The 24,190-nt window shown below is 70.9% G+C and carries 26 protein-coding genes; 16 read left to right on the forward strand and 10 right to left on the reverse strand.

Going from position 1 to position 24,190, the window contains the following annotated elements; translation table 11 throughout:
- Window positions 1-94: 94 nt before the first annotated feature.
- On the reverse strand, window positions 95-436 hold the full coding sequence (locus ASG91_RS17060; RefSeq protein ID WP_235545738.1) for an MGMT family protein: 342 nt from the start codon (window positions 434-436) through the stop codon (window positions 95-97).
- Window positions 437-479: 43 nt separating this feature from the next.
- Window positions 480-1,688 carry a molybdopterin-synthase adenylyltransferase MoeB gene (gene moeB / locus ASG91_RS17065; protein ID WP_056923868.1) on the reverse strand — a complete coding sequence of 403 codons (1,209 nt, stop codon included), beginning with the start codon at window positions 1,686-1,688 and terminating at the stop codon, window positions 480-482.
- A gap of 76 nt (window positions 1,689-1,764) precedes the next feature.
- On the opposite strand from moeB, the gene ASG91_RS17070 reads away from it, so the two are divergent.
- From ASG91_RS17070 to ASG91_RS17080, 3 genes are all read left to right on the forward strand, one after another.
- A complete protein-coding gene (locus tag ASG91_RS17070) occupies window positions 1,765-2,406 on the forward strand; it encodes a TetR/AcrR family transcriptional regulator (protein ID WP_056923869.1) in 642 nt (213 codons plus the stop codon).
- A 123-nt stretch (window positions 2,407-2,529) separates the two neighbouring features.
- Window positions 2,530-2,751: a DUF3107 domain-containing protein gene (locus ASG91_RS17075; RefSeq protein WP_056923870.1), complete on the forward strand. Its 222-nt coding sequence runs from the start codon at window positions 2,530-2,532 to the stop codon at window positions 2,749-2,751.
- A 191-nt stretch (window positions 2,752-2,942) separates the two neighbouring features.
- Window positions 2,943-3,212, forward strand: coding sequence for a GlsB/YeaQ/YmgE family stress response membrane protein (locus ASG91_RS17080; RefSeq protein ID WP_056923871.1), 270 nt, complete (start codon window positions 2,943-2,945; stop codon window positions 3,210-3,212).
- A gap of 162 nt (window positions 3,213-3,374) precedes the next feature.
- On the opposite strand, the gene ASG91_RS17085 is transcribed toward ASG91_RS17080, so the two are convergent.
- Window positions 3,375-4,067 (reverse strand): ferritin-like fold-containing protein, encoded by a 693-nt coding sequence (locus tag ASG91_RS17085; protein WP_056924233.1) that lies wholly within the window; start codon window positions 4,065-4,067, stop codon window positions 3,375-3,377.
- 214 nt (window positions 4,068-4,281) lie between these two features.
- Between ASG91_RS17085 and ASG91_RS17090 the strand changes: the two genes are divergently transcribed.
- From ASG91_RS17090 to ASG91_RS17100, 3 genes are all read left to right on the forward strand, one after another.
- On the forward strand, window positions 4,282-5,823 hold the full coding sequence (locus ASG91_RS17090; RefSeq protein ID WP_056923872.1) for a DEAD/DEAH box helicase: 1,542 nt from the start codon (window positions 4,282-4,284) through the stop codon (window positions 5,821-5,823).
- Between the two features lie 127 nt (window positions 5,824-5,950).
- On the forward strand, window positions 5,951-6,145 hold the full coding sequence (locus tag ASG91_RS17095) for a hypothetical protein (RefSeq protein WP_056923873.1): 195 nt from the start codon (window positions 5,951-5,953) through the stop codon (window positions 6,143-6,145).
- Window positions 6,146-6,229: 84 nt separating this feature from the next.
- Entirely contained in the window at window positions 6,230-6,508 is a 279-nt protein-coding gene (locus tag ASG91_RS17100) for a hypothetical protein (protein WP_056923874.1), read from the forward strand.
- Between the two features lie 60 nt (window positions 6,509-6,568).
- Here ASG91_RS17100 and ASG91_RS17105 read toward each other — a convergent pair whose 3' ends face one another.
- The 3 genes from ASG91_RS17105 to ASG91_RS17115 form a co-directional block, all read right to left on the reverse strand.
- On the reverse strand, window positions 6,569-7,615 hold the full coding sequence (locus ASG91_RS17105; RefSeq protein WP_056923875.1) for an NAD(P)-dependent alcohol dehydrogenase: 1,047 nt from the start codon (window positions 7,613-7,615) through the stop codon (window positions 6,569-6,571).
- Window positions 7,616-7,709: 94 nt separating this feature from the next.
- Window positions 7,710-9,038, reverse strand: coding sequence for a peptidoglycan DD-metalloendopeptidase family protein (locus ASG91_RS17110; RefSeq protein WP_082594281.1), 1,329 nt, complete (start codon window positions 9,036-9,038; stop codon window positions 7,710-7,712).
- 197 nt (window positions 9,039-9,235) lie between these two features.
- Window positions 9,236-10,015, reverse strand: coding sequence for a ParA family protein (locus ASG91_RS17115; protein WP_235543930.1), 780 nt, complete (start codon window positions 10,013-10,015; stop codon window positions 9,236-9,238).
- A gap of 228 nt (window positions 10,016-10,243) precedes the next feature.
- Between ASG91_RS17115 and ASG91_RS17120 the strand changes: the two genes are divergently transcribed.
- On the forward strand, window positions 10,244-11,167 hold the full coding sequence (locus ASG91_RS17120; protein WP_157606411.1) for a hypothetical protein: 924 nt from the start codon (window positions 10,244-10,246) through the stop codon (window positions 11,165-11,167).
- A 73-nt stretch (window positions 11,168-11,240) separates the two neighbouring features.
- Here ASG91_RS17120 and ASG91_RS17125 read toward each other — a convergent pair whose 3' ends face one another.
- The 3 genes from ASG91_RS17125 to ASG91_RS17135 are packed head-to-tail and all read right to left on the reverse strand — an operon-like array spanning window position 11,241 to window position 13,628.
- Window positions 11,241-12,143, reverse strand: coding sequence for a PD-(D/E)XK nuclease family protein (locus ASG91_RS17125; RefSeq protein WP_235545740.1), 903 nt, complete (start codon window positions 12,141-12,143; stop codon window positions 11,241-11,243).
- A gap of 10 nt (window positions 12,144-12,153) precedes the next feature.
- Complete coding sequence (locus ASG91_RS17130; RefSeq protein WP_056923878.1) at window positions 12,154-12,771, reverse strand: MarC family protein; 618 nt, start codon at window positions 12,769-12,771, stop codon at window positions 12,154-12,156.
- Window positions 12,768-13,628 (reverse strand): PHP domain-containing protein, encoded by an 861-nt coding sequence (locus tag ASG91_RS17135; protein ID WP_056923879.1) that lies wholly within the window; start codon window positions 13,626-13,628, stop codon window positions 12,768-12,770. The genes ASG91_RS17130 and ASG91_RS17135 overlap by 4 nt, the downstream gene beginning before the upstream one ends.
- Before the next feature lie 40 nt (window positions 13,629-13,668).
- On the opposite strand from ASG91_RS17135, the gene ASG91_RS17140 reads away from it, so the two are divergent.
- Window positions 13,669-14,730: a hypothetical protein gene (locus tag ASG91_RS17140; RefSeq protein WP_056923880.1), complete on the forward strand. Its 1,062-nt coding sequence runs from the start codon at window positions 13,669-13,671 to the stop codon at window positions 14,728-14,730.
- A gap of 95 nt (window positions 14,731-14,825) precedes the next feature.
- On the opposite strand, the gene ASG91_RS17145 is transcribed toward ASG91_RS17140, so the two are convergent.
- Window positions 14,826-15,200: a YciI family protein gene (locus ASG91_RS17145; RefSeq protein WP_056923881.1), complete on the reverse strand. Its 375-nt coding sequence runs from the start codon at window positions 15,198-15,200 to the stop codon at window positions 14,826-14,828.
- A 196-nt stretch (window positions 15,201-15,396) separates the two neighbouring features.
- On the opposite strand from ASG91_RS17145, the gene ASG91_RS17150 reads away from it, so the two are divergent.
- The 8 genes from ASG91_RS17150 (at window position 15,397) to ASG91_RS17185 (ending at window position 24,161) form a co-directional block, all read left to right on the forward strand.
- The gene (locus tag ASG91_RS17150; RefSeq protein WP_056923882.1) at window positions 15,397-15,915 is read left to right on the forward strand and encodes a MaoC family dehydratase; all 519 of its coding nucleotides are present in this window, start codon (window positions 15,397-15,399) and stop codon (window positions 15,913-15,915) included.
- Window positions 15,916-15,971: 56 nt separating this feature from the next.
- Window positions 15,972-17,495 carry a glycerol kinase GlpK gene (glpK, locus tag ASG91_RS17155; RefSeq protein ID WP_056923883.1) on the forward strand — a complete coding sequence of 508 codons (1,524 nt, stop codon included), beginning with the start codon at window positions 15,972-15,974 and terminating at the stop codon, window positions 17,493-17,495.
- Window positions 17,496-17,498: 3 nt separating this feature from the next.
- Window positions 17,499-19,217, forward strand: coding sequence for a glycerol-3-phosphate dehydrogenase/oxidase (locus ASG91_RS17160; protein ID WP_056923884.1), 1,719 nt, complete (start codon window positions 17,499-17,501; stop codon window positions 19,215-19,217).
- 131 nt (window positions 19,218-19,348) lie between these two features.
- The gene (locus ASG91_RS17165) at window positions 19,349-20,749 is read left to right on the forward strand and encodes a deoxyribodipyrimidine photo-lyase (protein ID WP_056923885.1); all 1,401 of its coding nucleotides are present in this window, start codon (window positions 19,349-19,351) and stop codon (window positions 20,747-20,749) included.
- Window positions 20,746-21,519 (forward strand): CPBP family intramembrane glutamic endopeptidase, encoded by a 774-nt coding sequence (locus ASG91_RS17170; protein WP_056923886.1) that lies wholly within the window; start codon window positions 20,746-20,748, stop codon window positions 21,517-21,519. The genes ASG91_RS17165 and ASG91_RS17170 overlap by 4 nt, the downstream gene beginning before the upstream one ends.
- Window positions 21,520-21,522: 3 nt before the next feature.
- A complete protein-coding gene (locus tag ASG91_RS17175; RefSeq protein WP_082594282.1) occupies window positions 21,523-22,587 on the forward strand; it encodes an NAD(P)H-binding protein in 1,065 nt (354 codons plus the stop codon).
- Window positions 22,588-22,727: 140 nt separating this feature from the next.
- Window positions 22,728-23,156, forward strand: coding sequence for an SRPBCC family protein (locus tag ASG91_RS17180; RefSeq protein WP_056923887.1), 429 nt, complete (start codon window positions 22,728-22,730; stop codon window positions 23,154-23,156).
- 21 nt (window positions 23,157-23,177) lie between these two features.
- The gene (locus ASG91_RS17185; RefSeq protein ID WP_235545742.1) at window positions 23,178-24,161 is read left to right on the forward strand and encodes a DNA topoisomerase IB; all 984 of its coding nucleotides are present in this window, start codon (window positions 23,178-23,180) and stop codon (window positions 24,159-24,161) included.
- The last annotated feature ends 29 nt before the right edge of the window (window positions 24,162-24,190 follow it).

Raw genomic sequence — 24,190 nt, forward strand, 5'->3', positions numbered from 1 at the left:
CCCGCCCCAGCTTTATCGGGTCTAGGGAGAAGGTTGTCCTTCACCCCGGAAGGTTTCCCGGGTGAAGGTCAACCTTTCGGGGTGAAGCCACGCGTCAGCCCGGGGGTGGCGGGACTGGCGGCCGGGCCTCGAGCCAGCGCGCCCTGGTGAGGTCCACCCGGCGCCCGTCGACCTGACCGCGCACCAGCGGCGTCCCCTCCTCGCGGTAGTGCGCCAGGGCCTCGTCCTCGAGCCCCTGGGGGAAGTAGCCACCGGAGCGGATCACCCGCCACCACGGCACGTCGGAGCCGTAGCGCGCCATGACGTTGCCGACGCCTCGTGCCCCGCCACGCCCGAGCAGCTCCGCGATGTCGCCGTACGTCATCACCATGCCCTCGGGGATCGTGTCCACGACCTCGAGCACGTCGTCCGCGAACTCGCTGGGGGCACCACTCACCCGCCCCGCCTGCGTCACCATCACTGTCTCCCTCGGTCGCCGCTCAGTAGACCGGCAGGCTCGGGTCGACGTCGCGCACCCAGGCCAGCACCCCGCCGGAGAGGTTCGCGACCTCGGTGCGACCGGCCGCGGCCAGCAGTCCGGCCGCCTCCGCCGACCGGACCCCGGACTTGCACAGCAGCACCACCGGGGTGTCAGCCGGCAGCTCGTCCACGGCGGTCCCGTCCCGGAACCGGTCGAGGTGCAGGGCGCGCGACCCCGGGATGGACACGACCGCCCGCTCACCCGGCTCACGGACGTCGACCAGCTCGAAGGTCCGGTCGCCGCTCTCCCGCTCGGCCAGCATCTGGGCGAGCTCCTTCGCGGAGACGTCGGCGAAGCCGGGCACGGCACCCTCCTGCCCGTCGGGCACGTCGGAGGCACCCGGCATACCGCAGAACTGCTCGTAGTCCACCAGGGAGGTGACGGTCGGAGACTCCCCGCACACGGGGCAGTCGGGGTCCGCGCGCACCGTGAGGGAGTCCCAGGTCTGGCGCAGCGCGTCGTGGACGAGGAGGCGGCCGACAAGCGGATCACCTTGTCCCACAATGAGTTTCAACGCCTCAGCCACTTGGACGGACCCGACTGCCGCGCACAGCACACCGAGCACCCCGCCGGTCGCGCACGACGGCACGGCGTCCGGCGGCGGCGGGTCGGGGAAGACGCAGCGGTAGCACGGCCCGTGGCCGGCGAACCACACCGAGACCTGGCCGTCGAACCGGTAGATCGACCCCCAGACGTGGGGCAGACCCAGGAAGACGCACGCGTCGTTGACGAGGTATCGGGTCGGGAAGTTGTCGGCTCCGTCGAGGACCACGTCGTAGTCGGCCAGGATCTCGAGGGCGTTCTCGGAGGTGAGCCGCAGGTCGTGGCGCACGACGGTGACCAGCGGGTTGATCGCCGCGACGGTCTCGGCCGCCGACTCCGTCTTGGACCGCCCCACGTCGGCGACACCGTGCACGACCTGGCGCTGGAGGTTCGACGCGTCGACCACGTCGTCGTCGACCACCCCGATCGTCCCGACGCCGGCCGCCGCGAGGTACATCAGCGCGGGCGACCCGAGACCCCCCGCACCGACCACGAGGACGCGCGCGTTGGCCAGCCGTCGCTGGCCCTCGACGCCGATCTCGGGGAGCAGGATGTGGCGGGCGTACCGGGCCTTCTGCTCGGTGCTGAGCTCCGGTCCGGGCGCGACCAGCGGTGGGATCGCCATGTGATGCAGGTTACCCACCCGTACGATGTCCTCGACACCGCAGTCAGGCTGCACCACCGCCGAACAGAGAGTCCCCATGTCAGTTCGAGCAGTCCCAGGCACCGACAACGCCCGCGGCCAGCGCCTCCCCCGGTCGGCCCGCCGCGCACAGCTTCTCGAGGCCGCGCAGGCCGCCTTCGTCGAGTCCGGCTACCACGCCGCCGCGATGGACGACATCGCCGACCGGGCCGGCGTCTCCAAGCCGGTGCTCTACCAGCACTTCCCCGGCAAGCTCGAGCTCTACCTCGCACTGCTCGACAAGCACAGCGAGGCGCTCGAGCAGCTGGTCCGCGAGGCGCTCGCGTCCACCCACGACAACAAGGAACGCGTCTACGCGACCATCGCCGCGTACTTCGACTTCGTGTCGCGCGACGGTGCGGCGTTCCGGCTCATCTTCGAGTCCGACCTCACCAACGAGTCCGCGGTGCGCAACCGCCTCGACGCCGTCGGCCTGGTCTGCGCCGAGGCAGTCGCCGAGGTGATCGCCGAGGACACCGGGCTGACCGACGAGGACGCCTCCCTGCTGGGCATGGCCCTCACCGGACTCGCCCAGGTCAGCGCCCGGCACTGGCTCGCCCAGGGCTCCGACGTCCCCAAGGACGAGGCCGCGCTGCTCATGGGCGCACTTGCCTGGCGAGGGCTCGGGTCGTTCCCCAAGGTGGGCGGGGAAGGTTCCTGACACACCGCTCGTTAGCCTTGTCGACAGATCCGCACGCGCTCGTATGCCGCGTGCCCACCGTGGACCGTGACCTCCCCGTCAGGGGCGCCACCGCGGCCACACCCAGCACAGAGAGGAACCACCGTGGAGGTCCGCATCGGTGTCCAGAACGTCGCACGTGAGGTCGTCTTCGAGTCCAGCGAGGGCGCGGCGGAGGTCGCCGCAGCCGTGAGCGCCTCGCTCGAGAAGGGCACCGTCCTCACGCTGACCGACGACAAGGGCCGCCAGCTCCTGGTCCCCGCCTCGGTCCTCGGCTACGTGCAGATCGGTGAGTCCGAGAAGCGTGGTGTGGGCTTCGGAGTCTGACGACTCCAGCGCCTGACTGACCCCGGCGAGCCTCTGACCTGCACAAACGCGACGGCATCGTGTCCACTTCTTAATGCGGCACGCAGGCACGAAACGTGCGTTTCGAGGCGATTCGTGGTCGAGTTGGGGACGTACGGGCCCGATCAGGGCCCACGTCAGCACGGTTTGTGCCGTGTAGAAGGAGTGCAGTCATGGGAGCTGTGATTGGCACCATCATCTTCGGTGCGGTAATTGGATTCCTGGCGCGGCTCGTCCTCCCGGGCAAGCAGAACATCAGCCTGATCGTCACCGTCATCCTCGGCATCCTCGGCGCGCTCGCCGGGTACTACCTGTGGGGTGCCATCTCCGACAAGGGGGACACCTCGGGCATCGACTGGATCCGCTGGATCATCAGCATCATCGTCGCTGCCGTCCTGGTCGTCATCTACGGCGCGGTCACCGGCCGGAAGCAGGTTCGCTGACCCAGCAAGCCGGGTCTGTCCTGACCTGACCGAAGGGCCCCGTCCACCAGGACGGGGCCCTTCCGCATGCTCCCCCTCCCGCACTTCTGGCCACGCATGCCGCACCAGGCCCCCGTTTCCGGGCCCGCGAGCGACACCAGTGGCCCGAAGTCGCAGGTGGGGTCAGGCGGCGAGGCCGAGGCGACCCATCCGCCGGGTGTGCTCGTCGGTCAGCCGCGCGAACATCCGGCCCAGCTCGGCCAGGTCGGCGCTCGGCCGGTCGGGTCCGCCGACGCCACCGACGAGGAGGGAGGCCAGGGCGTCGCGTTCGACGGCCACCTGCTGCGCCTGCGAGAGCGCCTCGCCCACGAGGCGGCGACCCCAGAGCGCGAGGCGCCCGGCGATCTTCGGGTCGGCCTTGATGGCCTCGCGCACGACCTTCACGACGAACTCGGCCTGCCCGACGTCCTCCATCGCGGAGTGCACCAGGGCCTGGGTCGAGGGGTCGACGTAGGCCGCGATCTCCCGGTAGAAGTCCGTTGCAATGCCGTCGCCGACGTAGGCCTTGACCAGGCCCTCGAGCCAGCTGCTCGGCTTGGTCCGCTCGTGGAACGCATCGATCGGCGCGAGGAACGGGGCCATCGCGGCCTCCGGGTCGATGCCCATCTCGTCGAGTCGCGCGACGAGGATCTCGTAGTGCCGGAACTCGGCCACGGCCAGCCCGGCCACCGCGGCCTTGAGCGGCTGGCTGGGTGAGAGCTCGCTGTCCCCCGCCAGCCGGGTGAACGCCGTGAGCTCGCCGTAGGCCAGCACCCCGAGCAGGTCTGCGACCGCGTCGCGGTACTGCGGGTCGGCCAGCCAGTCGTTCTTGGTCATGTCGGTCACCCTAACGGCGCCCCTCGTGGGACGCCGTCGATGCAGGGATGTCACGCCCCCCGGGCTAGACTGCTGAGGTCAAAGGTGCCCGGTCGGCACGAATCAGCCGCGGACCCGCTCCGCGACCCCGCTCACAAGCATTGACGAAGACCTCCGATCGGCCCGCTTGCGCGAGCGCGCCCGCTCTGGGTGTGCCCCCGATCGAGAGAACTTCATGACTGAGACCACCACGGATGCTGTCGTGCCCGCAGCCCCGACCTTCGCGGACTTCGACGTCCACCCCGACATCGTCGCCTCCCTGAGCGATGCCGGCATCGTCTCGCCCTTCCCCATCCAGGCGATGACCCTGCCGGTCGCCCTCGGCGGCCACGACATCATCGGCCAGGCCAAGACCGGCACCGGCAAGACGCTGGGCTTCGGCGTCCCGATGCTGAACCGCACCATCGCCCGCGGCGACGACGCCTGGGACACCTTCCCCCACGCCGGCAAGCCGCAGGCCCTCGCGGTCGCCCCGACCCGTGAGCTCGCCGTCCAGGTCGCCAGCGACCTCGAGCGGGCCGGCAAGCGCCGTGGCATCCGCGTGCTCACCGTCTATGGCGGCCGCGCCTACGAGCCCCAGATCGAGGCGCTGCGCAACGGCGTCGAGATCGTCGTCGGCACCCCTGGTCGCCTCATCGACCTGGCCAAGCAGGGCCACCTCGACCTGTCGCACTGCAAGTCGGTCGTGCTCGACGAGGCCGACGAGATGCTCGACCTCGGCTTCCTGCCCGACGTCGAGAAGCTGCTCGCGATGACGTCTCCGGCCCGCCAGACGATGCTCTTCTCGGCCACCATGCCGGGCGCGGTCGTGGCCCTGGCGCGCCGCTACATGAGCCAGCCGACGCACATCCGCGCGATGGGCGACGACCAGGAGAACGCCCACACCGTGAAGGCCGTGGAGCAGTTCGTCTACCGCGCCCACGCGATGGACAAGGTCGAGATGCTGGCCCGCATGCTCCAGGCCGAGGGCCGCGGCCTGACCATCATCTTCAGCCGCACCAAGCGCACTGCCGCCAAGGTCGCCGACGACCTGATCGACCGTGGTTTCGCCGCCGCCCCGATCCACGGGGACCTCGGTCAGGGCGCCCGCGAGCAGGCCCTGCGAGCGTTCCGCAACGGCAAGGTCGACATCCTCGTCGCCACCGACGTCGCGGCCCGCGGCATCGACGTCGACAACGTCACGCACGTCATCAACTACCAGTGCCCCGAGGATGAGAAGACCTACCTGCACCGCATCGGTCGCACGGCCCGCGCCGGCAACACCGGCATCGCGGTCACCTTCGTCGACTGGGACGACCTGCCGCGCTGGGGCATGATCAACAAGACCCTCGACCTCGGCATCCCCGAGCCCGAGGAGACCTACTCCTCGTCCGAGCACTTCTACGAGCAGCTCGACATCCCGCGCACCGCCAAGGGCCGCCTGCCCAAGGCCGCGCAGAAGCTCGCCGGACTCGGCGCCGAGGTGCTCGAGGACCTCGGCGAGACCGGCAAGTCCAGCGGTCGTCGCCCGGCTGCCGGCGGTCGCGGCGCCCGCGACGGCGGTGGCCGCGACAGTGGCGGTCGCGACAGTGGTGGTCGTGGAGGCCGCGGTGGCGAGCGTCGCAGCGACAGCGCCCCGTCGGCCCCGAGCGAGGGCGGCGACGCCAAGCCGCGCCGCAACCGCAACCGCCGCCGCACCCGCGGCGGAGCGACCGGGGAGACCAGCACCCAGGCCTGACCGGCCCACCCACGACGAACAGGTATGCCGCGCGGCTGGACCGCGCGGCATACCTGTTTCGTCTCGGCGGGGTTGCGGATCGGTCACGCGCCCTCGCGCCGACCGACTCGCCTGCGAACATCGGCGCATGCGGGGGATCCGACAGCATCCACTGACCCAACCGGTCGCCGTCCTGGCCGCGGTCGTGCTCGTGTGCGTGGCCACGGTCGTGGTCCTGCGCACCGTGCCGCACCAGGCGCGCCTCGAGCGATGGCTGGAGAAGCAGCCGGGCGTCACCAGCGCGGGCGTGAGCGCCGGGCCGATCCGGGAGGCCAGCGACTGATCCCCGACAGCCTGGGTCGGCCTAGACGGCGAGCTCACCCCGGCGACGTACTCGCGGTTCGCGACCGCGTACGAGGGCTATCTGGTGGACCATGCGTGGGCTGGCACCTGGGGGCTGACGATCTCCAGCGGGACGGTGACGCTGCCGGTCGGGAACCACGCGGCCAACGTGGCCATGCGGGACCTGCTCGGCCGGATCGCCACCGACCCCCACGTGGTGGAGGTGAGGTTCGAGGACCGGTACATCTACGTAGTCGTCGTCGAGTCGGTGGACCCGGCCGCGACCACGGCCCACCTCGGCCCGACCCTGGCTTCCCACGACAGGGTGCGGGTCATCCGCCCCGGCGAAGTCCTGCACCCCTGAGTCAGTGCGGAAACGCCCGGAAACCCGGGCGTTTCCACACGAACTCGGCCCGGTCGGGAGTCAGGCGCCGATCGTGGCGGTGTCGATGACGAAGCGGTAGCGCACGTCAGAGGCGACGACCCGGTCGTAGGCCTCGTTGACCTGGTCAGCGCTGATCGTCTCGATCTCCGCGGCGATGCCGTGCTCTGCCGCGAAGTCGAGCATCTCCTGCGTCTGCGGGATGCCGCCGATGTTCGAGCCGGCGAGCACCTTGCTTCCGCCGATCAGCGAGAAGGCCCGGAACGAGCTCGGGTCGCTGGGCGCTCCGACGTTGACCATCGCCCCGTTGGGCTTGAGCAGCGCGAGGTAGTCGTCGAACGGCAGGTTCGCGCTCACCGTGTTGAGGATCAGGTCGAACTGGCCGCGCAGGTCCGTGAAGGTCGACCCGTCCTTGGTGGCGCGGTGGTCGACGGCGCCGAACCGCGTGCTGTCGGCCTGCTTGGCGGTCGACTGGCTGAGGACCGTCACCTCGGCCCCGAGGGCGGCCGCGAACTTCACCCCGAGGTGTCCGAGTCCACCGAGGCCGACGACGGCCACCTTGGTGCCGGGACCGGCCCCCCAACGCTTGAGCGGGTTGTACGTCGTGATGCCGGCGCAGAGCAGCGGGGCCGCGACGTCGAGCTCGAGGGCGTCGGGGATGCGGACGGCGAACCGCTCGCTGACGACGACCTGCTGGCTGTAGCCACCCATGGTCTCCTCGCCGTCGTAGCCCTTGCCGTTGTAGGTCATCACGGCACCCTTGGCGCAGAAGTGCTCCTGGCCGTCCTTGCAGTACTCGCACTCGCCGCACGAGTCGACCATGCAGCCGACGCCGACGCGGTCGCCGACCCGGTATCGAGTCACCCCGTCGCCGACGGAGGAGACGACCCCCGCGATCTCGTGGCCGGGGACCATGGGGAAGATCGCGCTGCCCCACTCCTCGCGGACCTGGTGGATGTCGCTGTGGCAGATTCCGGCGTAGGCGATGTCGATGGTGATGTCGTCGTCACGCAGGTCGCGGCGCTCGATGGTGGTCGCCGTGAGCGGGGCGCCTGCGGAGGCGGTGGACAGTGCGGCAGTGCGGGACATGAGTCTCCTCAGGGGTTCGGGTTTCAGTCACCGTCAGGGGACAAGTCCGCACCCCGTGCTGCTATTCCGCCCCGGGCGGCCGGGCTCCGCGGCTTCAGGCGGCCTTGGAGATGCTGCTCACCGTGGACCAGGCACTGGTGCCCATCCCATTGGTGGCGTTCACCCGGACCTGGCAGTAGGTGTACCCGGTCAGCCCGTAGTGGTTGTAGTAGATCACCGAGGGAGCCGTCGTGGCGCTCTTCCAGGCCTGCCAGACACCGCTCTTCAGGCAGCGGACCTGCGTCGTGTACTTGGTGACGGCCGCGCCGTTGGCCGTCGCGGCATACCAGCCGTAGTGGACGTAGGTCGGCTTGGGCGAGGTGAGGTAGCGCGGCGAGGGCGGAGCGGACGGCACGGTCGCCGGGATGACCGACTTGGCCGACGACCAGGCGCTGAAGCCCGAGCTGTTGCCGAAGGTGACGCGGAAGCGGTAGGTCCGTCCGTTGGTCAGTCCGGTGATCGTGGTGCCCGTCGTGGTGCCCGCAAAGGTCTTGTACGTCGGGTCGTGCCACCCGTTGAAGCTCGGTCCCCAGAGCTCGGTGGTCACCCGCACCGACGTCGTTCCGCTCGGCGGGGTGCCCCAGGCGAGCTTCGCCGAGGACGGTGCGCGGGTGGCGGTCAGGGTCGGCTGCGCGGGAGTCTTGTTCCAGACGTCCGTGATGCAGGACGAGTTGGTGGTCGGGGTCCGGTAGGCCATCTTGGGCAGGGTGTCGAACGACGTGCTCCCGTTGAAGATGGTCGGCATGACCACGGTCCCCGACGACGTGCAGGCGCGCAGCGTGCCGGGGTCGACACGGGTCCCCTTGATCCCGCCCTCACGCACCTCGAAGTGCAGGTAGTTGGTGGTGCAGGGGGCACTGTCGCCCCAGTGACCCATCCGCCCGATCATGGTGGCCGGTGTGACCAGCGCTCCCTCCGCGACGGCGATCGAGTCGAGGTGGGTGTACTTCGTCACCTTGCCGCCGCCGTGGTCGACCCAGGCCCAGGTGCCATCGGTCTGGGTGGTGGTGGTGCCGCAGGTCTGCTCGGTGGCGCCCACGTGGAAGATCCCGGCGCCGGCCGCGTAGATGCCGTCTCCGCGGGCACCGAGGAAGTCGATCGCCCAGTAGCCGTGGTAGTGCTCACCGTTCGAGCTCGTGCAGTTCGTCCTGACGCAGCTGATCGTGGCAGGGGACCGCAGGGGGGACCAGATCGGTGCGCTGAACGGGTGCGTCGAGCTCGCCGCAGGGGCCGTCGCCGTCGTCGTCGCTCCGGCCGCGCTGGTGTGGCCGTGCAGCAGACCAGCAGGTGACACCGCGAGGAGCCCGGCGGCGAGGGCGAGCACGGCGAGACGAGCCAGCCAGGACGTTCGCCCAGAAGGGCGGGGCGAAGTGGCAATGGACATGGACAGCTCCTCGGGGGCGTGAGCTCAGGCAAACAGCGGTCGCTGGAGACCGGCAGGCGGGGTTCACCCGATGGTTGCAGCCCATACACGTGGACGGGCGCCAACCGACGGATTCAGGGGTCGACGCCAGAGGATACGCCCAATCACACCCGTTCGGACGATGAGCGCAGTCGCCAGTTCAGGCGATGGCGATCTGCTCAGAGCTTCTTGGCGAGCGCAGCGGCCACGTCGCGGTAGGCCTTCGCGCCCTTCGAGGTGCGTGAGGTCGCCAGGATCGAGCGCCCCACGGCCGGCGCCTCCGCGAACCGCACCGTCTTCGGGATCGGCGGGTCCAGGACGGGGAGGTCGTACCGCTCGCCGACGTCCGCGAGGACCTCACGGGCGTGGTTGCTGCGGCCGTCGAAGAGGGTGGGCAGGATCCCCCACACCTCGAGGTCCTTGTTGAGGATCTTCTGGACGTCGCCCACCGTGTCGAGCAGCTGGCCGACACCACGGTGGCTGAGCATCTCGCACGGCATCGGGATGATCAGCGCCTGGCTCGCGGTGAGGGCGTTCAGGGTCAGCACACCCAGGCTCGGGGAGCAGTCGAGCAGGATCACGTCGTACTCGTCGCGCACCTCCTCGAGCGCCGTGCGCAGCACGTACTCCCGACCGGGCCGCGGCAGCAGCTGGGCCTCGGCGCCCGCGAGGTCGATCACGCTCGGCACCAGGTCGACCCCGTCGTCGCAGGCCACCCGCACGTCGGCGATCGTCGCCCTGCCGAGCAGCACCTCGTTGATCGAGCTGTCCACCTCGTCGGGGTCGACACCGAGGCTGAAGGTCAGACAGGCCTGCGCGTCGAGGTCGACGAGCAGCACGCGCTTGCCCTGTTCCGCGAACGCCGCGCCCAGCGAAGCGACCGACGTCGTCTTCGCGACGCCGCCCTTCTGGTTGGCCACGGAGACGATCGTGGCCGGCTTCGTGCGGGTGCTCGCCACCAGTGGCCGCCCTTCTGCTGTGCTTGCCCTCGGGAGATGGGTATGCCGGTGGGCCAAGTCTGTCAGGTGAGTGCGCCGTCCCCGTCGCCGCCCGTCCCACCGAAACCTGGGATTGTCCGTGAATCCCGCTTCCGCGTCTGTAAGGTTGAGGCTTCAAGAGCTTCGGTGCCGGGGGGCTGCATCGAGCCGACCAATCGGCAGGCAGCGCCCAGCGCAGGGGGTGGCAGCATGACATCAGGGGACGCCGTGGACGGCGCCACCCGGGACAGGCCGCGCCCGGGCGATCCGGACGCCTTCTCCGACGCGCTGCGCTCGGCCATCGCCGGGAGCGGCCGGAGCCTGGAGTCCCTGCGCCGCAGGCTGGCGGAGCGCGGGACCCCCGTCAGCATCGCCACCCTCAGCTACTGGCAGTCGGGTCGCAGCAAGCCGCAGCGCGGCTCGTCCCTGCGCGCGGTGCTGCACCTCGAGGAGCTGCTCCAGCTGCCGCACGGACACCTCCTGGACCGGATCGGCCCTCGTCGTCGACCGTTCCTGACCCAGCAGGAGGTCACCGCCGTCGGCCTGCCCATCGACCACCCCGACGCCGAGCTGGCCCTGGCCGACCTGGGCTTCGGGGCCAACCCGGGCCTGGTCGACGTCACCATCCACGACACCCTCGATGTCGACGATCACGGCGTCGAACGAGTGCGGACCATCCGCAACGTGGTGCGGGCCGTGCGACCGGGCGCCCAGCGCCTGCCCGCGCTGCTGACCATCGACGTGCCGAGCGGTGAGCGCGCCGAGTTCGTGCCGGTGAGCGGGTGCACCCTCGGTCGTCAGGTGTCGCGACCCGAGGTCGGCGTGTTCGCGGCCGAGCTGGTGCTCGACCGGCCGCTGCGGCTCGGGGAGACCGCTGCGGCCGAGCACCGGGTCCTGATCCCCCGCGACCTCGGCTCCAAGCACTGCATCGAGTACTACCTCGTGCGCGAGGTCACCGAGCTGATGATCTGGGTGCGGTTCTCCCCTGCCCGGCTCCCTGCACGGGTTGTGACCTACAGCACCCTCGGGGGCCGGACCATGTCCCGCCCGGTCCACCTGAACGGTTCGACGAGCGTGCAGCACGTCCTGCACCACGCCGGGCCGGGGGTCGTCGGGGTCCGCTGGGACTGGTGACACCAGCAACCTTTGGCTGGCAGAGCTTGCTGGTTGGTGGACAGGTTGCACCCTGTCCACCGAGAAACCGTGGCTAGGAGGGGTCCCGGGCAGCTGCGGGAGCCGGCTGCTCGAGGGCGGCCCAGTCGGACTTCTCCGGACCGAACGCCTGGCCCGCCGGACAGTGCGCCCGGAAGTCGCACCACTGGCAGATCGGGCCGACCTTGGCGGGGAACCGACTCGAGTCGACGCCGAGCTCCGCGTAGTCGTCCTCGGCCCGACGGGCCTCGCGGGCGATCGACTCGGCCTCGTCGATCTTGCGCTTGAGCGACTCACCAGAGTGCTCGTGGCTGGCGACCGACCCGCTCGGGAGGTGGTGGAGCTCGACGCGGACGCACTTGCGCCGGAACATCTTCCACACCGCCGCGGCGTAGAGGGCGAGCGGGAGCGACGTGCGCGCGTCGTCGTCGGTGGGCTCCCAGCGGCTCATCTTGTAGTCGACGACGGCCAGCTCGCCGGCGCGGTCGTCGAGGCGGTCGATGCGGCCCTGGAGCGTGAAGACCTCGGTCTTCAGCGAGACGGTGCGCTCGATGCCCAGCGGCTGGTGGGCCGGGTCGACGTCGTCGAGGTAGGCGACCACCTGACCCTGGGCCCGCTCACGCCACGCGATCGACTGGTCTGCGTCGCGGAAGCCCACGTCGATCCACGACGTGCGCACCAGCTCGGCCCCGGCCGCGGGCGAGCGCTGCTCCACCGGGAGGTCCCACCAGTCGCGCAGGGCGTTGTGCACGGCCACCCCGACCGAGGTGTGGGCCCGCTGCGGGCGCGACGGCGGGGCCGGGCGGTCGAGGTACTGCATGCGGTAGCGCCGGGGGCAGTCGACCCACGCCAGCAGCTTGCTCGGGCTGGCGCGGAACAGGCGACGCGGCATACCCACGAACTCCTGCTGGACGCCGCGCGCGCCGTGACCCTGGTCGCCAACTTCCCCCGTGCCCATGCCGACCACGCTAGGCGGTGCCGCTGACAAAGGCGCGGATGCTGTCGGCGACCATCTGGACCGCGATCGCGGAGAGCAGGAGGCCGGCGATCCGGGTCACCAGCACCGTGCCGCTGTCCTTGAGGACGCGGTGCACCTGGCTGGCGAAGCGGAAGAACAACCAGACGACGAACATCGTGGCGACCAGACCAGCCGCGACGGCGATGTAGTCACCCACGGCGTCGGCGCGCTTGACCTGCAGCATCGTCGCCACGATGGCACCCGGGCCGGCCAGCAGCGGGGTGCCGAGCGGCACCAGGGCGACGTTGACGCCGGCGTCGGCGTGCTGCTCCTGCTCCGACCCGGTCAGCAGCTGGAGCGCCACGAGGAGCAGCAGCAGACCGCCGGCGCCCTGCAGCGCCGGGAGCGAGATGTGCAGGTAGGTGAGGATCTGCTGCCCGAACACGGCGAAGAGGACGATCACGCCCAGCGCCACGAGGGACGCCCGACGGGCCGCCGCGACCTTCTGCTTCTGGGTGAGCGAGGAGGTCAGGGCGAGGAAGATCGGCAGGGCGCCGGGCGGGTCCATGATCACCAGCAGGGTCACGAAGACCGAGCCGAAGGTCTGGAGGTTGATGATGTCGTTCACGCTCGTGCCACCCTGACCACGTCGATGCCGCTGGTTGCCTGTTCCTCGATCTGCGCGAGCACTTCCGGGGTCGTGGTGTTCTCGCCGAGCCGGTTCTCCTTGCCCGCGCCGTGGTAGTCGCTCGACCCCGTGACGAACAACCCCAGCCGCGCCGCGAGCTCGACCGCGTGGGTGCGCTCTGCGGGCGTGTGGTCGCGGTGGTGCGCCTCCAGCCCGGCCAGCCCGGCGTCGGCCATCCGCTCGATGACCGAGTCGTCGACGGTCCAGCCGCGACCGTTCGCGAACGGGTGCGCCATCACGGGCACACCGCCCGCCGCGCGGACGAGCTCGACGGCCCGCACCGGGTCGGGGGCGTAGTGGGAGACGTAGTAGCGGCTGCCGTTGCGCAGGACGTCGGCGAACGCCTCGTCGCGGCTCCTCACGAAGCCGCTCGCGACGAGCGCGTCGGCGATGTGTGGCCGACCCATCGTCGTGCCGACACCTGCCTGCGCCCGCACCTCATCGATCGTCACGGGTATGCCGTCGGCGGCCATCAGCTCGACCATCCGGTCGATCCGGGTCACCCTCGAGTCGCGGGCCCGGTCCAGCTCGTGCAGGAGGCCGCTGGCCTCGGGGTCGACCAGGTAGGCGAGCAGGTGGACGCTGATCCCGCGCTGCGAGCACGACACCTCGACCCCGCGCACCAGGTCGACGCCGAGCTCGCCGGCGGCTGCCACGGCAGCCGGCCACCCGGCATACGTGTCGTGGTCGGTGAGGGCCACCACGTCGAGACCGGCTCGCGCAGCCTGCGCCACGACGACCTCGGAGGCTTCAGTGCCGTCGCTCGCGGTGGAGTGGGTGTGGAGGTCGATCGGCACGTGCCCAAGGGTAGGGCCCCGGCCGTGCCATCATCGCCAGGTGTCCTCCACCTCGCGACTGCCGATCCGCGATGCCGAGGGCGCGGACCGCTTCGAGGTCTTCCTCGTCTGCTCGGTGCTGTCGATCGCACTGACCCGGATGATCCTGGCCGCCACCGGCTTCCCGCAGCTGGGTGGCGGCACCCTGCACCTCGCCCACCTCCTCTGGGGCGGTCTCGGGATGCTCGTCGCGCAGCTCATGTTCATGCTGTTCCTCAGCCGGGCCGTGCGGAACGTCGCGACGGTTTTCGCGGGCATCGGGTTCGGGTTGTTCATCGACGAGGTCGGCAAGTTCGTCACGGGTGACAACAACTACTTCTACGAGCCCGTGGCCGCGATCATCTACGGCACGTTCGTCGGGATGTACCTCGTCGTCACGTTCGTCGTGCAACGGCATCCCCTGACCGATCGTGAGCGGGTCGTCAACGCCGTCGAGCTGCTGAAGGAGTCCGCAGCGCACGACATGGACCAGGCGGAGCGGCAGCGCGCGATCGACCTGCTGCGCGAGGTGGGCGACTCCGAGGCCTTGGCCGGGCCACTGCGCCGCACCCTCGAAGGGCTGCCGGTCACCGCGGTCTCCAGCTCCTTCATCGCCCGCGCCTACGCACGGGCGCGGCGGACCATCATCGGCCTGCCCCGGCTCGAGCTGGTCAAGCGCACCGCCGTCGTGGTGGTGCTCGTGTTCGTGGTGGCGTCGATGGTGCGCCCGCTCGTCCTCCTCGCCAGTGGCCCCACGACGAGCGACCTGATCTACGGGCTCTTCAGCGTCGCCTCGGCGGCTCTGGCCGTCGTGGCCACCGTCCGGTGGGTGCGCGGAGACCGGGAGCGCGCCCTGCGGATGTTCGAGATCGCGCTGCTCGCCGAGCTGTTCGTGGTGCAGTTCTTCCGGTTGCTCGACCAGGAGTTCGCCGGCTACCTGCTCGTCTTCATCAACCTCGCCCTGCTGGGGTTGTGCCGGGGGTTGCTGTTCGAGCACCGGAGCCCGCGCCAGACCGACGCGGACCCGGTCATCCCGGTCGGCGAGGACAGCGCCGTCGGGGAGGGGCCTCCCGGCGTCGTCTGACCCCAGAAGCGGCCAATTGCCCGCTTCCCCGGGCCAACACGCCGCGCGCGTCAGGAAAGTCGGCCAGTTGGCCGAGTCCTGACCGCGCCCTTGGGTCAGGTGGCGACCGGGCGGAGCTCGACGGTCTCGCCCGGTCCGGCGAACTTCTCGGCCACCTCCTCGGCCCGCTCCTGGCTGACGACGTCGATGAGGAAGAACCCGGCGAACTGCTCGACCGTCTCGGCGTAGGGGCCCTCGGTGATCTTGCGCCGCCCGGCGTGCCACCGGACCAGGCGCGCGTCGGCGGGGTCGCCGAGCGCCTGGCCGCCGAGCAGCTCGCCGTTGTCGGACATCTCCTGCATCACCGACTCGAAGTCGGCCTCGAGGGACGCCCGCTCCTCCGGCGACAACGCCTGGTGCTCGGCGACGAAGTCACTGGTGGGGTGACCCCACGGTTGTGGGTTGGAGTGGATGAGGATGACGTACTTCATGGTTGCTGCTCCCTGTCCGGGGATCGGGTGGCCGGGTGGCCCTGTCACTACCCTGACGGCCCGGAACCGACGGTCTCGATCTTTCGACCCGGAAATCTCGAGAAAGTTCTGCGACCAATCCCGACGCGTCCGCTGTGAGGGAACCCACGCGGCATACCGGTGTCCCTGCGCTGCGCGCATCGGCAGGATGGGGCCCATGCAATTCGGACGCAGCTACGAGGAGTTCGAGGTCGGCGCGGTCTACAAGCACTGGCCCGGCAAGACGGTGACCGAGTACGACGACCACCTGTTCTGCCTGCTCACCATGAACCACCACCCGCTCCACCTCGACGCCAACTACGCGGAGAACACCACGCAGTTCGGCAAGAACGTGGTCGTAGGGAACTACATCTACTCGCTGCTGCTGGGCATGAGCGTGCCCGACGTCTCCGGCAAGGCGATCGCCAACCTCGAGATCGAGTCGCTGCGCCACGTGGCCCCGACCTTCCACGGCGACACCATCTACGGCCAGACCGAGGTGCTCGACAAGTGGGAGTCGAAGTCCAAGGACGACCGCGGTGTCGTGCACGTCGAGACCAAGGGCTACAACCAGGACGGCACGCTCGTGTGCATCTTCCGCCGCAAGGTGATGGTGCCCAAGGACTCCTACCTCGAGGCGCGCGGCGGCGAGCAGCCCGGCCGCCCCGAGCTGGTCGAACCCGCCCCCAAGGACTAGCCGTCACGACCTCGGTATGCCGCGTGGCCGGCTTCGTGCCGCACTAGGGTCACCCCATGGCCGATTTCGTTGGTGCGGTTGACCAGGGAACGACGAGCACCCGCTTCATGGTGTTCGACCACGACGGCGCCGAGGTGGGCCGACACCAGCTCGAGCACGAGCAGGTGATGCCGCAGGCCGGCTGGGTCGAGCACAACCCGCTCGAGATCTGGGAACGCACCCAGACGGTGATCGGCTCGGCACTGTCGCAGCTCGACCTCCAGCCGTCGGACCTGTCCGCGCTCGGGATCACCAACCAGCGCGAGACCACGGTCGTCTGGAACAAGCGCACCGGCCGACCGCTGCACAACGCGATCGTCTGGCAGGACACCCGCACCGACCGCATCGCCCGGGCGCTCGACCAGTCCGGCAAGGGCGACGTCATCCGCGAGCGCGCCGGGATCCCGCCTGCGGCGTACTTCTCCGCCGGCAAGGTCCAGTGGATCCTCGACCACGTCGACGGCGCCCGGGCCGCCGCGGAGCACGGTGACGCCCTCTTCGGCACCATCGACACCTGGCTGCTGTGGAACCTCACCGGCGGCACCGACGGCGGGGTGCACGTCACCGACGTCACGAACGCCAGCCGCACCATGCTGATGGACCTGCGGACCCTCGACTGGGACGACGAGCTGCTCGGCTTCTTCGACATCCCACGGCAGATGCTCCCCACGATCCGGCCGAGCTCCGACCCCGAGTTCTACGGGCTGACGCGCGCCGGTGGCCCGCTCGGTGGTGAGGTGCCCCTCGCCGGAGACCTCGGCGACCAGCAGGCCGCGACCGTCGGCCAGGTCTGCTTCGCGCCCGGCGAGGGCAAGAACACCTACGGCACCGGCAACTTCATGATCCTCAACACCGGCGAGGAGATCGTGCGCAGCGAGTCGGGGCTGCTGACCACGCTCTGCTACCAGCTCGGCGACGCCAAGCCGGTCTACGCCCTCGAGGGCTCGATCGCGGTGACCGGGTCGGCGGTGCAGTGGCTGCGCGACCAGCTCGGGATCATCTCGGGGGCCGCGGACATCGAACGCCTCGCCAAGCAGGTCGACGACACCGGCGGCCTCTACTTCGTCCCGGCCTTCTCCGGACTGTTCGCGCCCTACTGGCGGCCCGACGCCCGCGGCGCCATCGTCGGCATGAGCCGGTTCAACACCAACGCGCACCTGGCGCGGGCCACGCTCGAGGCGATCTGCTACCAGACCCGCGACGTCTCCGATGCGATGACCAAGGACAGCGGGGTCGAGCTCGAGGTGCTCAAGGTCGACGGTGGCGTCACCGCGAACGACCTCTGCATGCAGCTCCAGTCCGACATCCTCGGCGTGCCGGTGTCCCGTCCCGTGGTCGCCGAGACGACCGCGCTCGGGGCGGCCTACGCTGCTGGTCTGGCCACCGGTTTCTGGTCAGGCACCGACGAGCTCCGCGCGAACTGGCAGGAGTCGAAGCGGTGGTCACCGACCTGGTCGGACCGGCAGCGCACCGACGGGTATGCCGGGTGGCGCAAGGCCGTGGAACGCACCCTTGACTGGGTGGACGTCGACGAGGGGTAGGACATGGGTCTGGCAGGCACCAACACGGCACTCTCGCCGCAGGGCCGCGAGCGCGCGATCGCCACGCTCGGCAGTGGCGAGGAGCTCGACCTGCTCGTGATCGGTGGTGGCGTGGTCGGCAGCGGTACCGCCCTCGACGCCGTCACCCGCGGCCTGTCGACCGGGCTGATCGAACAACGCGACTTCGCGAGCGGCACGTCCTCGCGCAGCAGCAAGCTCATCCACGGCGGCCTGCGCTACCTCGAGATGCTCGACTTCGCCCTCGTCCGAGAGGCCCTGCACGAGCGGGGGCTGCTCCTGACCACCCTCGCACCCCACCTCGTGCGCCCGGTGCCGTTCCTCTACCCGCTGACCCACCACGGCTGGGAGCGCGCCTACGTCGGGTCAGGCATCGCCCTCTACGACGCGATGGCCATGAGGTCGGGTCACGGCGCGGGTCTCCCCCACCACCGCCACCTGACCCGTCGCCAGGCGCTGCGCCTCATGCCGAGCCTGAAGAGCAGCGCACTCACCGGTGCGGTGCAGTACTACGACGCCCAGGTCGACGACGCCCGACACACCATGGAGCTCGCCCGCACGGCGGCCAGCTACGGCGCGCACGTCGCGAATCGCGTTGCTGCCATTGGCTTCCTGCGCCAGGGCGAGCGGGTGACCGGCGTGCGGGCCGTCGACAAGCTCACCGACCGCGAGTTCGTGATCAACGCCAAGCAGATCGTCAACGCCACCGGCGTGTGGACCGACGACACCCAGGCGATGGTCGGCGAGCGCGGCCAGTTCCACGTGCGCGCGTCCAAGGGCATCCACCTGGTCGTACCCCGCGACCGCATCCACTCCTCGACCGGGCTCATCCTGCGCACCGAGAAGTCCGTGCTCTTCGTCATCCCGTGGGGCCGGCACTGGATCCTCGGGACGACGGACACCGACTGGTCGCTCGACAAGGCGCACCCGGCGGCGACCCGGGCCGACATCGACTACATCCTCGACCACGTCAACCGCGTGCTGGCCACCCCGTTGACCCACGAGGACGTCGAGGGCGTCTACGCCGGCCTGCGGCCCCTGCTGGCCGGCGAGTCCGAGTCGACCAGCAAGCTGTCGCGCGAGCACGTGGTCGCCCACAGCGCGCCAGGGCTGGTCGTCGTGGCAGGCGGCAAGTACACGACCTACCGCGTGATGGCGAAGGACGCCGTCGACGAGGCGGCCCAGGCCATCCCCGGGCGCATCGCCGAGTCGACGACCGACACCATCCCGCTGCTCGGCGGCGTCGGCTACCAGGCGGCCTGGAACCAGCGCCAGACGCTCGCCCGCTCCTCCGGGCTGCACGTCGCCCGCATCGAGCACCTCCTGCGCCGCTACGGCGCCCTCACCCAGGAGCTCCTCGACCTCGTCGCGGAGCGGCCCGAGCTCGGCCAGCCGCTCGACGGCGCCGAGGACCACCTGCGGGCCGAGATCGTCTACGCGGCGTCGCACGAGGGGGCGCTGCACCTGACCGACGTGCTCACCCGCCGCACCCGGATCTCGATCGAGGCCTGGGACAGGGGGGTCTCGGCCGCCCCCGCCGCCGCCGCGCTCGTCGCGCCGGTGCTCGGCTGGGACGACGCCCGCACCAAGGAGGAGATCGAGATCTACCTCGGTCGTGTCGAGGCCGAGCGGATCAGCCAGACCATGCCCGACGACGCCAGCGCCGACGAGGCCCGTCGGAGCGGTCCTGACGGCACCCTCTGAGTGGTCGACGACGACTCGAGACACCTTGGACACACTTTGAACATCGCAGGTCAGACGGTTAGCGTGGGTGTTCCAGGCAGCTGAGCACACTCGATCCCCCGCCCTGGCCAGCCCGCCGAGAGGAGTGCCGCGTGTCGTCGCCGAGCATCCTCTGGCTGCGCCGGGACCTGCGCCGTGGCGACCTCCCGGCCCTGGGTGCGGCCCATCACGCGGCCACGAGTGCCTCGGGCACCGGGCCTGGCGAGGTGGCCGTCGTCTTCGTGCTCGACCCCACGCTGTGGAAGGGCGCCGGCGACGCCCGCCGTGCCTGGCTGGCCGAGAGCCTCAAGGCCGCCGACGCGGCATACGAAGGGCGGCTCTGCGTGCGGGAGGGTGACCCGGTGGAGGTGGTCCCGGCACTGGCCGCCGAGCTGGGCGCACACTCCGTCCACGTCTCCCGCGAGACCACGCCCGCGGGGCGACGCCGCGACCGCGCCGTGGCGGCGGCGCTCGGAGAGGCCGGCGTCGCCTGGGTCGAGACCGGCTCCCCTTATGCCTTGGGGCCGGGCTCGGTGCGCAACGGCTCGGGCACGGAGTACAAGGTCTTCACGCCCTTCTCGAAGGCGTGGCGCGAGCACGGCTGGCCCGCTCCGGCCACGGAGCCGAAGGACCTGCGCCTGGCACAGGTGCGGTCCGACCAGTCGGCCCTCACCACCCTCGAGGACGCCCGCGAGGCGAACGGCCTGCCCACTCTTCCCGCCGCGGGCGAGGCGGCCGCCCTCGAGCGGTGGGCCGACTTCCGCGACGGTGCGCTGGCCGACTACGACGGCAACCGCGACCGGGCCGACCTCGACGGGGTGTCGCGGTTGTCGCCGTACCTCAAGATCGGGGCCGTGCACCCCCGCACCCTCCTGGCCGACCTCGCGGACGGCCGCCGGAACCTCGGCCCGGGAGCCGACCGGTTCGCGACCGAGCTGGCCTGGCGCGAGTTCTACGCCGACGTCCTGTGGCACCACCCGGAGTCGGCGTGGCACGACCTGCGCCCCGCCCTGTCGGGGATGGACTACGACGACGGCGGCGAGGCCGTCGAGGCCTGGCGCGAGGGACGGACCGGCTACCCCGTCGTGGATGCGGCTATGCGCCAGCTGCTGCGCGAGGGCTGGATGCACAACCGGATGCGGATGGTCACGGCCAGCTTCCTCACCAAGGACCTGCACGTGTGGTGGCCGATCGGGGCCAGGCACTTCCTCGACCACCTGATCGACGGCGACATCGCCTCCAACAACCACGGCTGGCAGTGGGTGGCCGGCACCGGCACGGACGCGTCGCCGTACTTCCGGGTCTTCAACCCGATCACGCAGGGGCTGCGCTTCGACCCGCACGGCGACTACGTCCGTCGCTACGTGCCGGAGCTCGCCCACCTCGAGGGGCCGGCGGTCCACGAGCCCTGGAAGCACGACGATGGCTACGCCCACGACTATCCCGAGCGGCTCGTCGACCACGCCGACGAGCGCCGCGAGGCGTTGCGCCGCTACGCGTCGGTCCGCGGATGAGCGGGTCCACACCGGACGCCCACCGGACGCCTGCGGCGAACCGGGGACCGCACCCGGTCCGCGAGGTCCGCGACTTCATCCGCGCGGCCCTCGTGACGCCGGTCGCGCGCGACCACACCGAGAGCGACGCGGCCTTCCGCCGACGCCGCGTCGTCGCCCTCGTGACCCTCGTCGTCGGCGCGGCGGTGCTGGCGTTCGCGTTGCGCATCCAGCCGGGCGACCCGATGTTCTACGTCGCGACGCTCGGCCTCGCTGCCGTGTGGGCCACCGGGGCGTTCGCCTCTGGCCCCCTCCACCTCGGCCACGCCCACACCCGCGCCGGCGGACAGGACGCCCGGCCCATCGTCCAGTCCCTGGCGCTCGGCGCGCTCCTCCTGGCCCTGTTCCTCGTGGGGGCAGTGGTGGTGGCCCAGGTGCCGGTCCTGCGCGACCCCGTGCAGCACCTCCTCGACCACGCCCGCCTCGGCTCACTCGCCCTGGTGGCCGTGCTCACCGCCGTCAACGGCGTCGCCGAGGAGCTCTACTTCCGCGGCGCGCTCTACTCCGCGGTGGGCCGCCGGCACGCGGTGGCGATCACCACCGTCGTCTACGCGCTGACCACGGTCGGGGCCGGCATACCGCTGCTCGTCCTGGCCGCCGGCCTGCTCGGGCTGCTGACCGCCCTGCAGCGCCGCGTCACCGGTGGCATCCTCGGCCCGGTCGTCACGCACCTCACGTGGTCGCTCGGGATGCTCTTCCTCCTGCCCCTCGTCCTGTCCACCGGGAGCTGACGCATGACCGACTCCGTCCCCCGCAGCACACCACGCACGGCGCTCGTCACCGGCGCGACGGGCTACATCGGGGGCGAGCTCGTGCCCGCCCTGCTCGACGCCGGGTGGAGGGTGCGCGTGCTCACCCGCAGCAGCTCGCGCCTCGCAGGCCATCCCTGGCACGAGGACGTCGAGGTGGTCGAGGGAGACGCCACCTCACCCGACGACCTCGGCCGCGCCCTCGACGACACGGAGGTCGCCTACTACCTCCTGCACTCGATGGACGGGCGGGGCAGCTTCGTCGAGCGCGACCGCACCATGGCGCAGGGCTTCGCCGCCGCGGCCTCCGACGCGGGCACCACCCGGGTGGTCTACCTGAGCGGCCTGCACCCGTCGGGCAAGCTGTCCGAGCACCTCGCGTCGCGGGTCGAGGTGGGCGAGATCTTCCTGGCCGGCCCGGTGCCCGCCACCGTGCTCCAGGCCGGAGTGGTGCTCGGGGACGGGTCGGCGTCGTTCGACATGCTGCGCCACCTCACCGAGCGGCTGCCCGCGATGGTCGCGCCGAAGTGGGTCGACAACCGTATCCAGCCGATCGCCGTCGACGACGTCGTGCACTACCTGGTCGGTGCCGCCGATCTCCCGGCGGACAGCAACCGCACCTACGACATCGGCGGCCCCGAGGTGCTGACCTACGCCGACATGATGCAGCGCTACGCCGAGGTGGCCGGCCTGGGCCGTCGCCTGATCGTGTCCGTGCCGGTGCTGTCGCCCCGGCTGGCCGGACTGTGGGTCGGTCTCGTCACGCCGATCTCCGCCGGCATCGCGCGCCCGCTGGTCGGCAGCCTGGTCCACGAGGCGGTCTGCCACGAGGACGATGCGCAGACCGAGATCGGCCCCCCACCGGGCGGTCCTGCGGGCTTCGACACGGCCGTCCGGGCCGCACTGCGCACTGTCGACCCCCAGCAGTGGCGGCGCACGGTCCAGCGGACCGCCGGCGCCGCCGCCGGCGCCGCCGCCGGCGCGGCCGTCGGGGCCGCCATCGTGGCCGCGACCCTCCGGACGATCGGCCCGCACCGTGAGCGCGGGTGACCTCGCTGGACGTGTGGCGCCGGCCGGACGGGGTAAGGCCACCGGACTGCTCGCGTGTGCCGGGTGGCGCACCTTCGCGACCGCCCTCACCACAGCCATTGCCCGACGCAACCCGCGTCACTGACCACAGGAGCACGTGAATGCCCACCGTCCGGCGCACTGTCACCACCACCGCACCACCGACCCGGGTCCTGCCCTACCTGCTGGACTTCGAGAACGCCGTGGAGTGGGACGCCGGCACGGTCACCTGCGAGCTCCTCTCGGGCGACGGCTCCCCCGGCACCGTCTGGCACAACGTGTCGAAGTTCGCGGGCCGCACCGTCGACCTCGACTACACCCTCGAGAGCGTCGCCGACCACGGGTTCGTCATCGTGGGGCGCAACGAGACCACCACCAGCCGCGACACCATCACCGTGTCCCCCGACGGCGCCGGGTCGTCGATCGACTACACGGCGGAGTTCTCCTTCACCGGGCTGGGCCGGTGGCTGTGGCCGGTGGCGATGCCGTTGCTCAGCAAGCTCGGCAGCGACACTGCCCGCACGCTCAAGTCGGCCCTCGACAGGCTGTAGACCGTGCCCAGGTTGCGGAAGGTGTCACCCCAGTCGAAGGGCTGGCGGCGTCGCCGAGCAGGCAAGGGATTCGTCTACCTCGACGAGAACGGGGCGAAGCTGGGCGCCGCTGACGTCGAGCGGATCCGGTCGCTGGCGATCCCGCCGGCCTGGGAGGACGTCTGGATCTGCCCCCTGCCGCAGGGACACATCCAGGCCGTGGGCACCGACGTCGCGGGTCGGCGCCAGTACCTCTACCACCCGGTCTGGAGGCTCAAGCAGGACCAGACGAAGTTCGACCGGGTGCTGGCCGCCGCGGCCAAGCTGCCTGCGGCCCGACGACGCATCCTCGCGGACCTCGCGCTCGAGGGCATGCCCCGGGGTCGGGCGGCCGCGACCGCCGTACGCCTGCTCGACCTCGGGTACTTCCGCATCGGCAACGACGCCTACACCCAGGACAACGGGTCGTTCGGTCTCACCACCCTGGAGCGCCAGCACGTCCGCCGCCGCGGCGACGTCATCGTCTTCACGTTCGTCGGCAAGTCCGGGATCGAGCACACCATCGAGATCGACGACGCGGCCGCCATCGAGGCGCTGGACCGGATGCGGCGGCGCAAGTCGGCGAGCAAGCGGCTCCTGGCCTACCAGGAAGCCCGTCGCTGGGCCGACCTCGACTCCACCGCCGTCAACGCCTACCTGGGCGACCTGCTCGGCGGCGAGTTGACCGCCAAGGACTTCCGCACCTGGCACGCGACCGTGCTGGCCGCGGTCGCCCTTGCGGCGAGCGACGAACCGGGCGACACCAAGGCGTCCCGCAAGCGGGCGGTCAAGGCAGCCGTCGACGAGGTGGCGGGGTACCTCGGCAACACCCCGACCATCGCCAAGAACTCCTACATCGACCCGCGCGTGCTCGACCGCTACGAGTCGGGTGCCACCATCGACGTGGACCCGTCGCGCTACCGCACGCCCGAGCGTCGCCAGGCGGCGATCGAGAAGGCCGTGCTCGCGCTCCTGGCCGACGACTGACCCTCAGCCGGCGGCCCGGCCATTCCGTG

The sequence above is a fragment of the Phycicoccus sp. Soil802 genome (genome assembly GCF_001429605.1).
Lineage (GTDB): Bacteria > Actinomycetota > Actinomycetes > Actinomycetales > Dermatophilaceae > Pedococcus.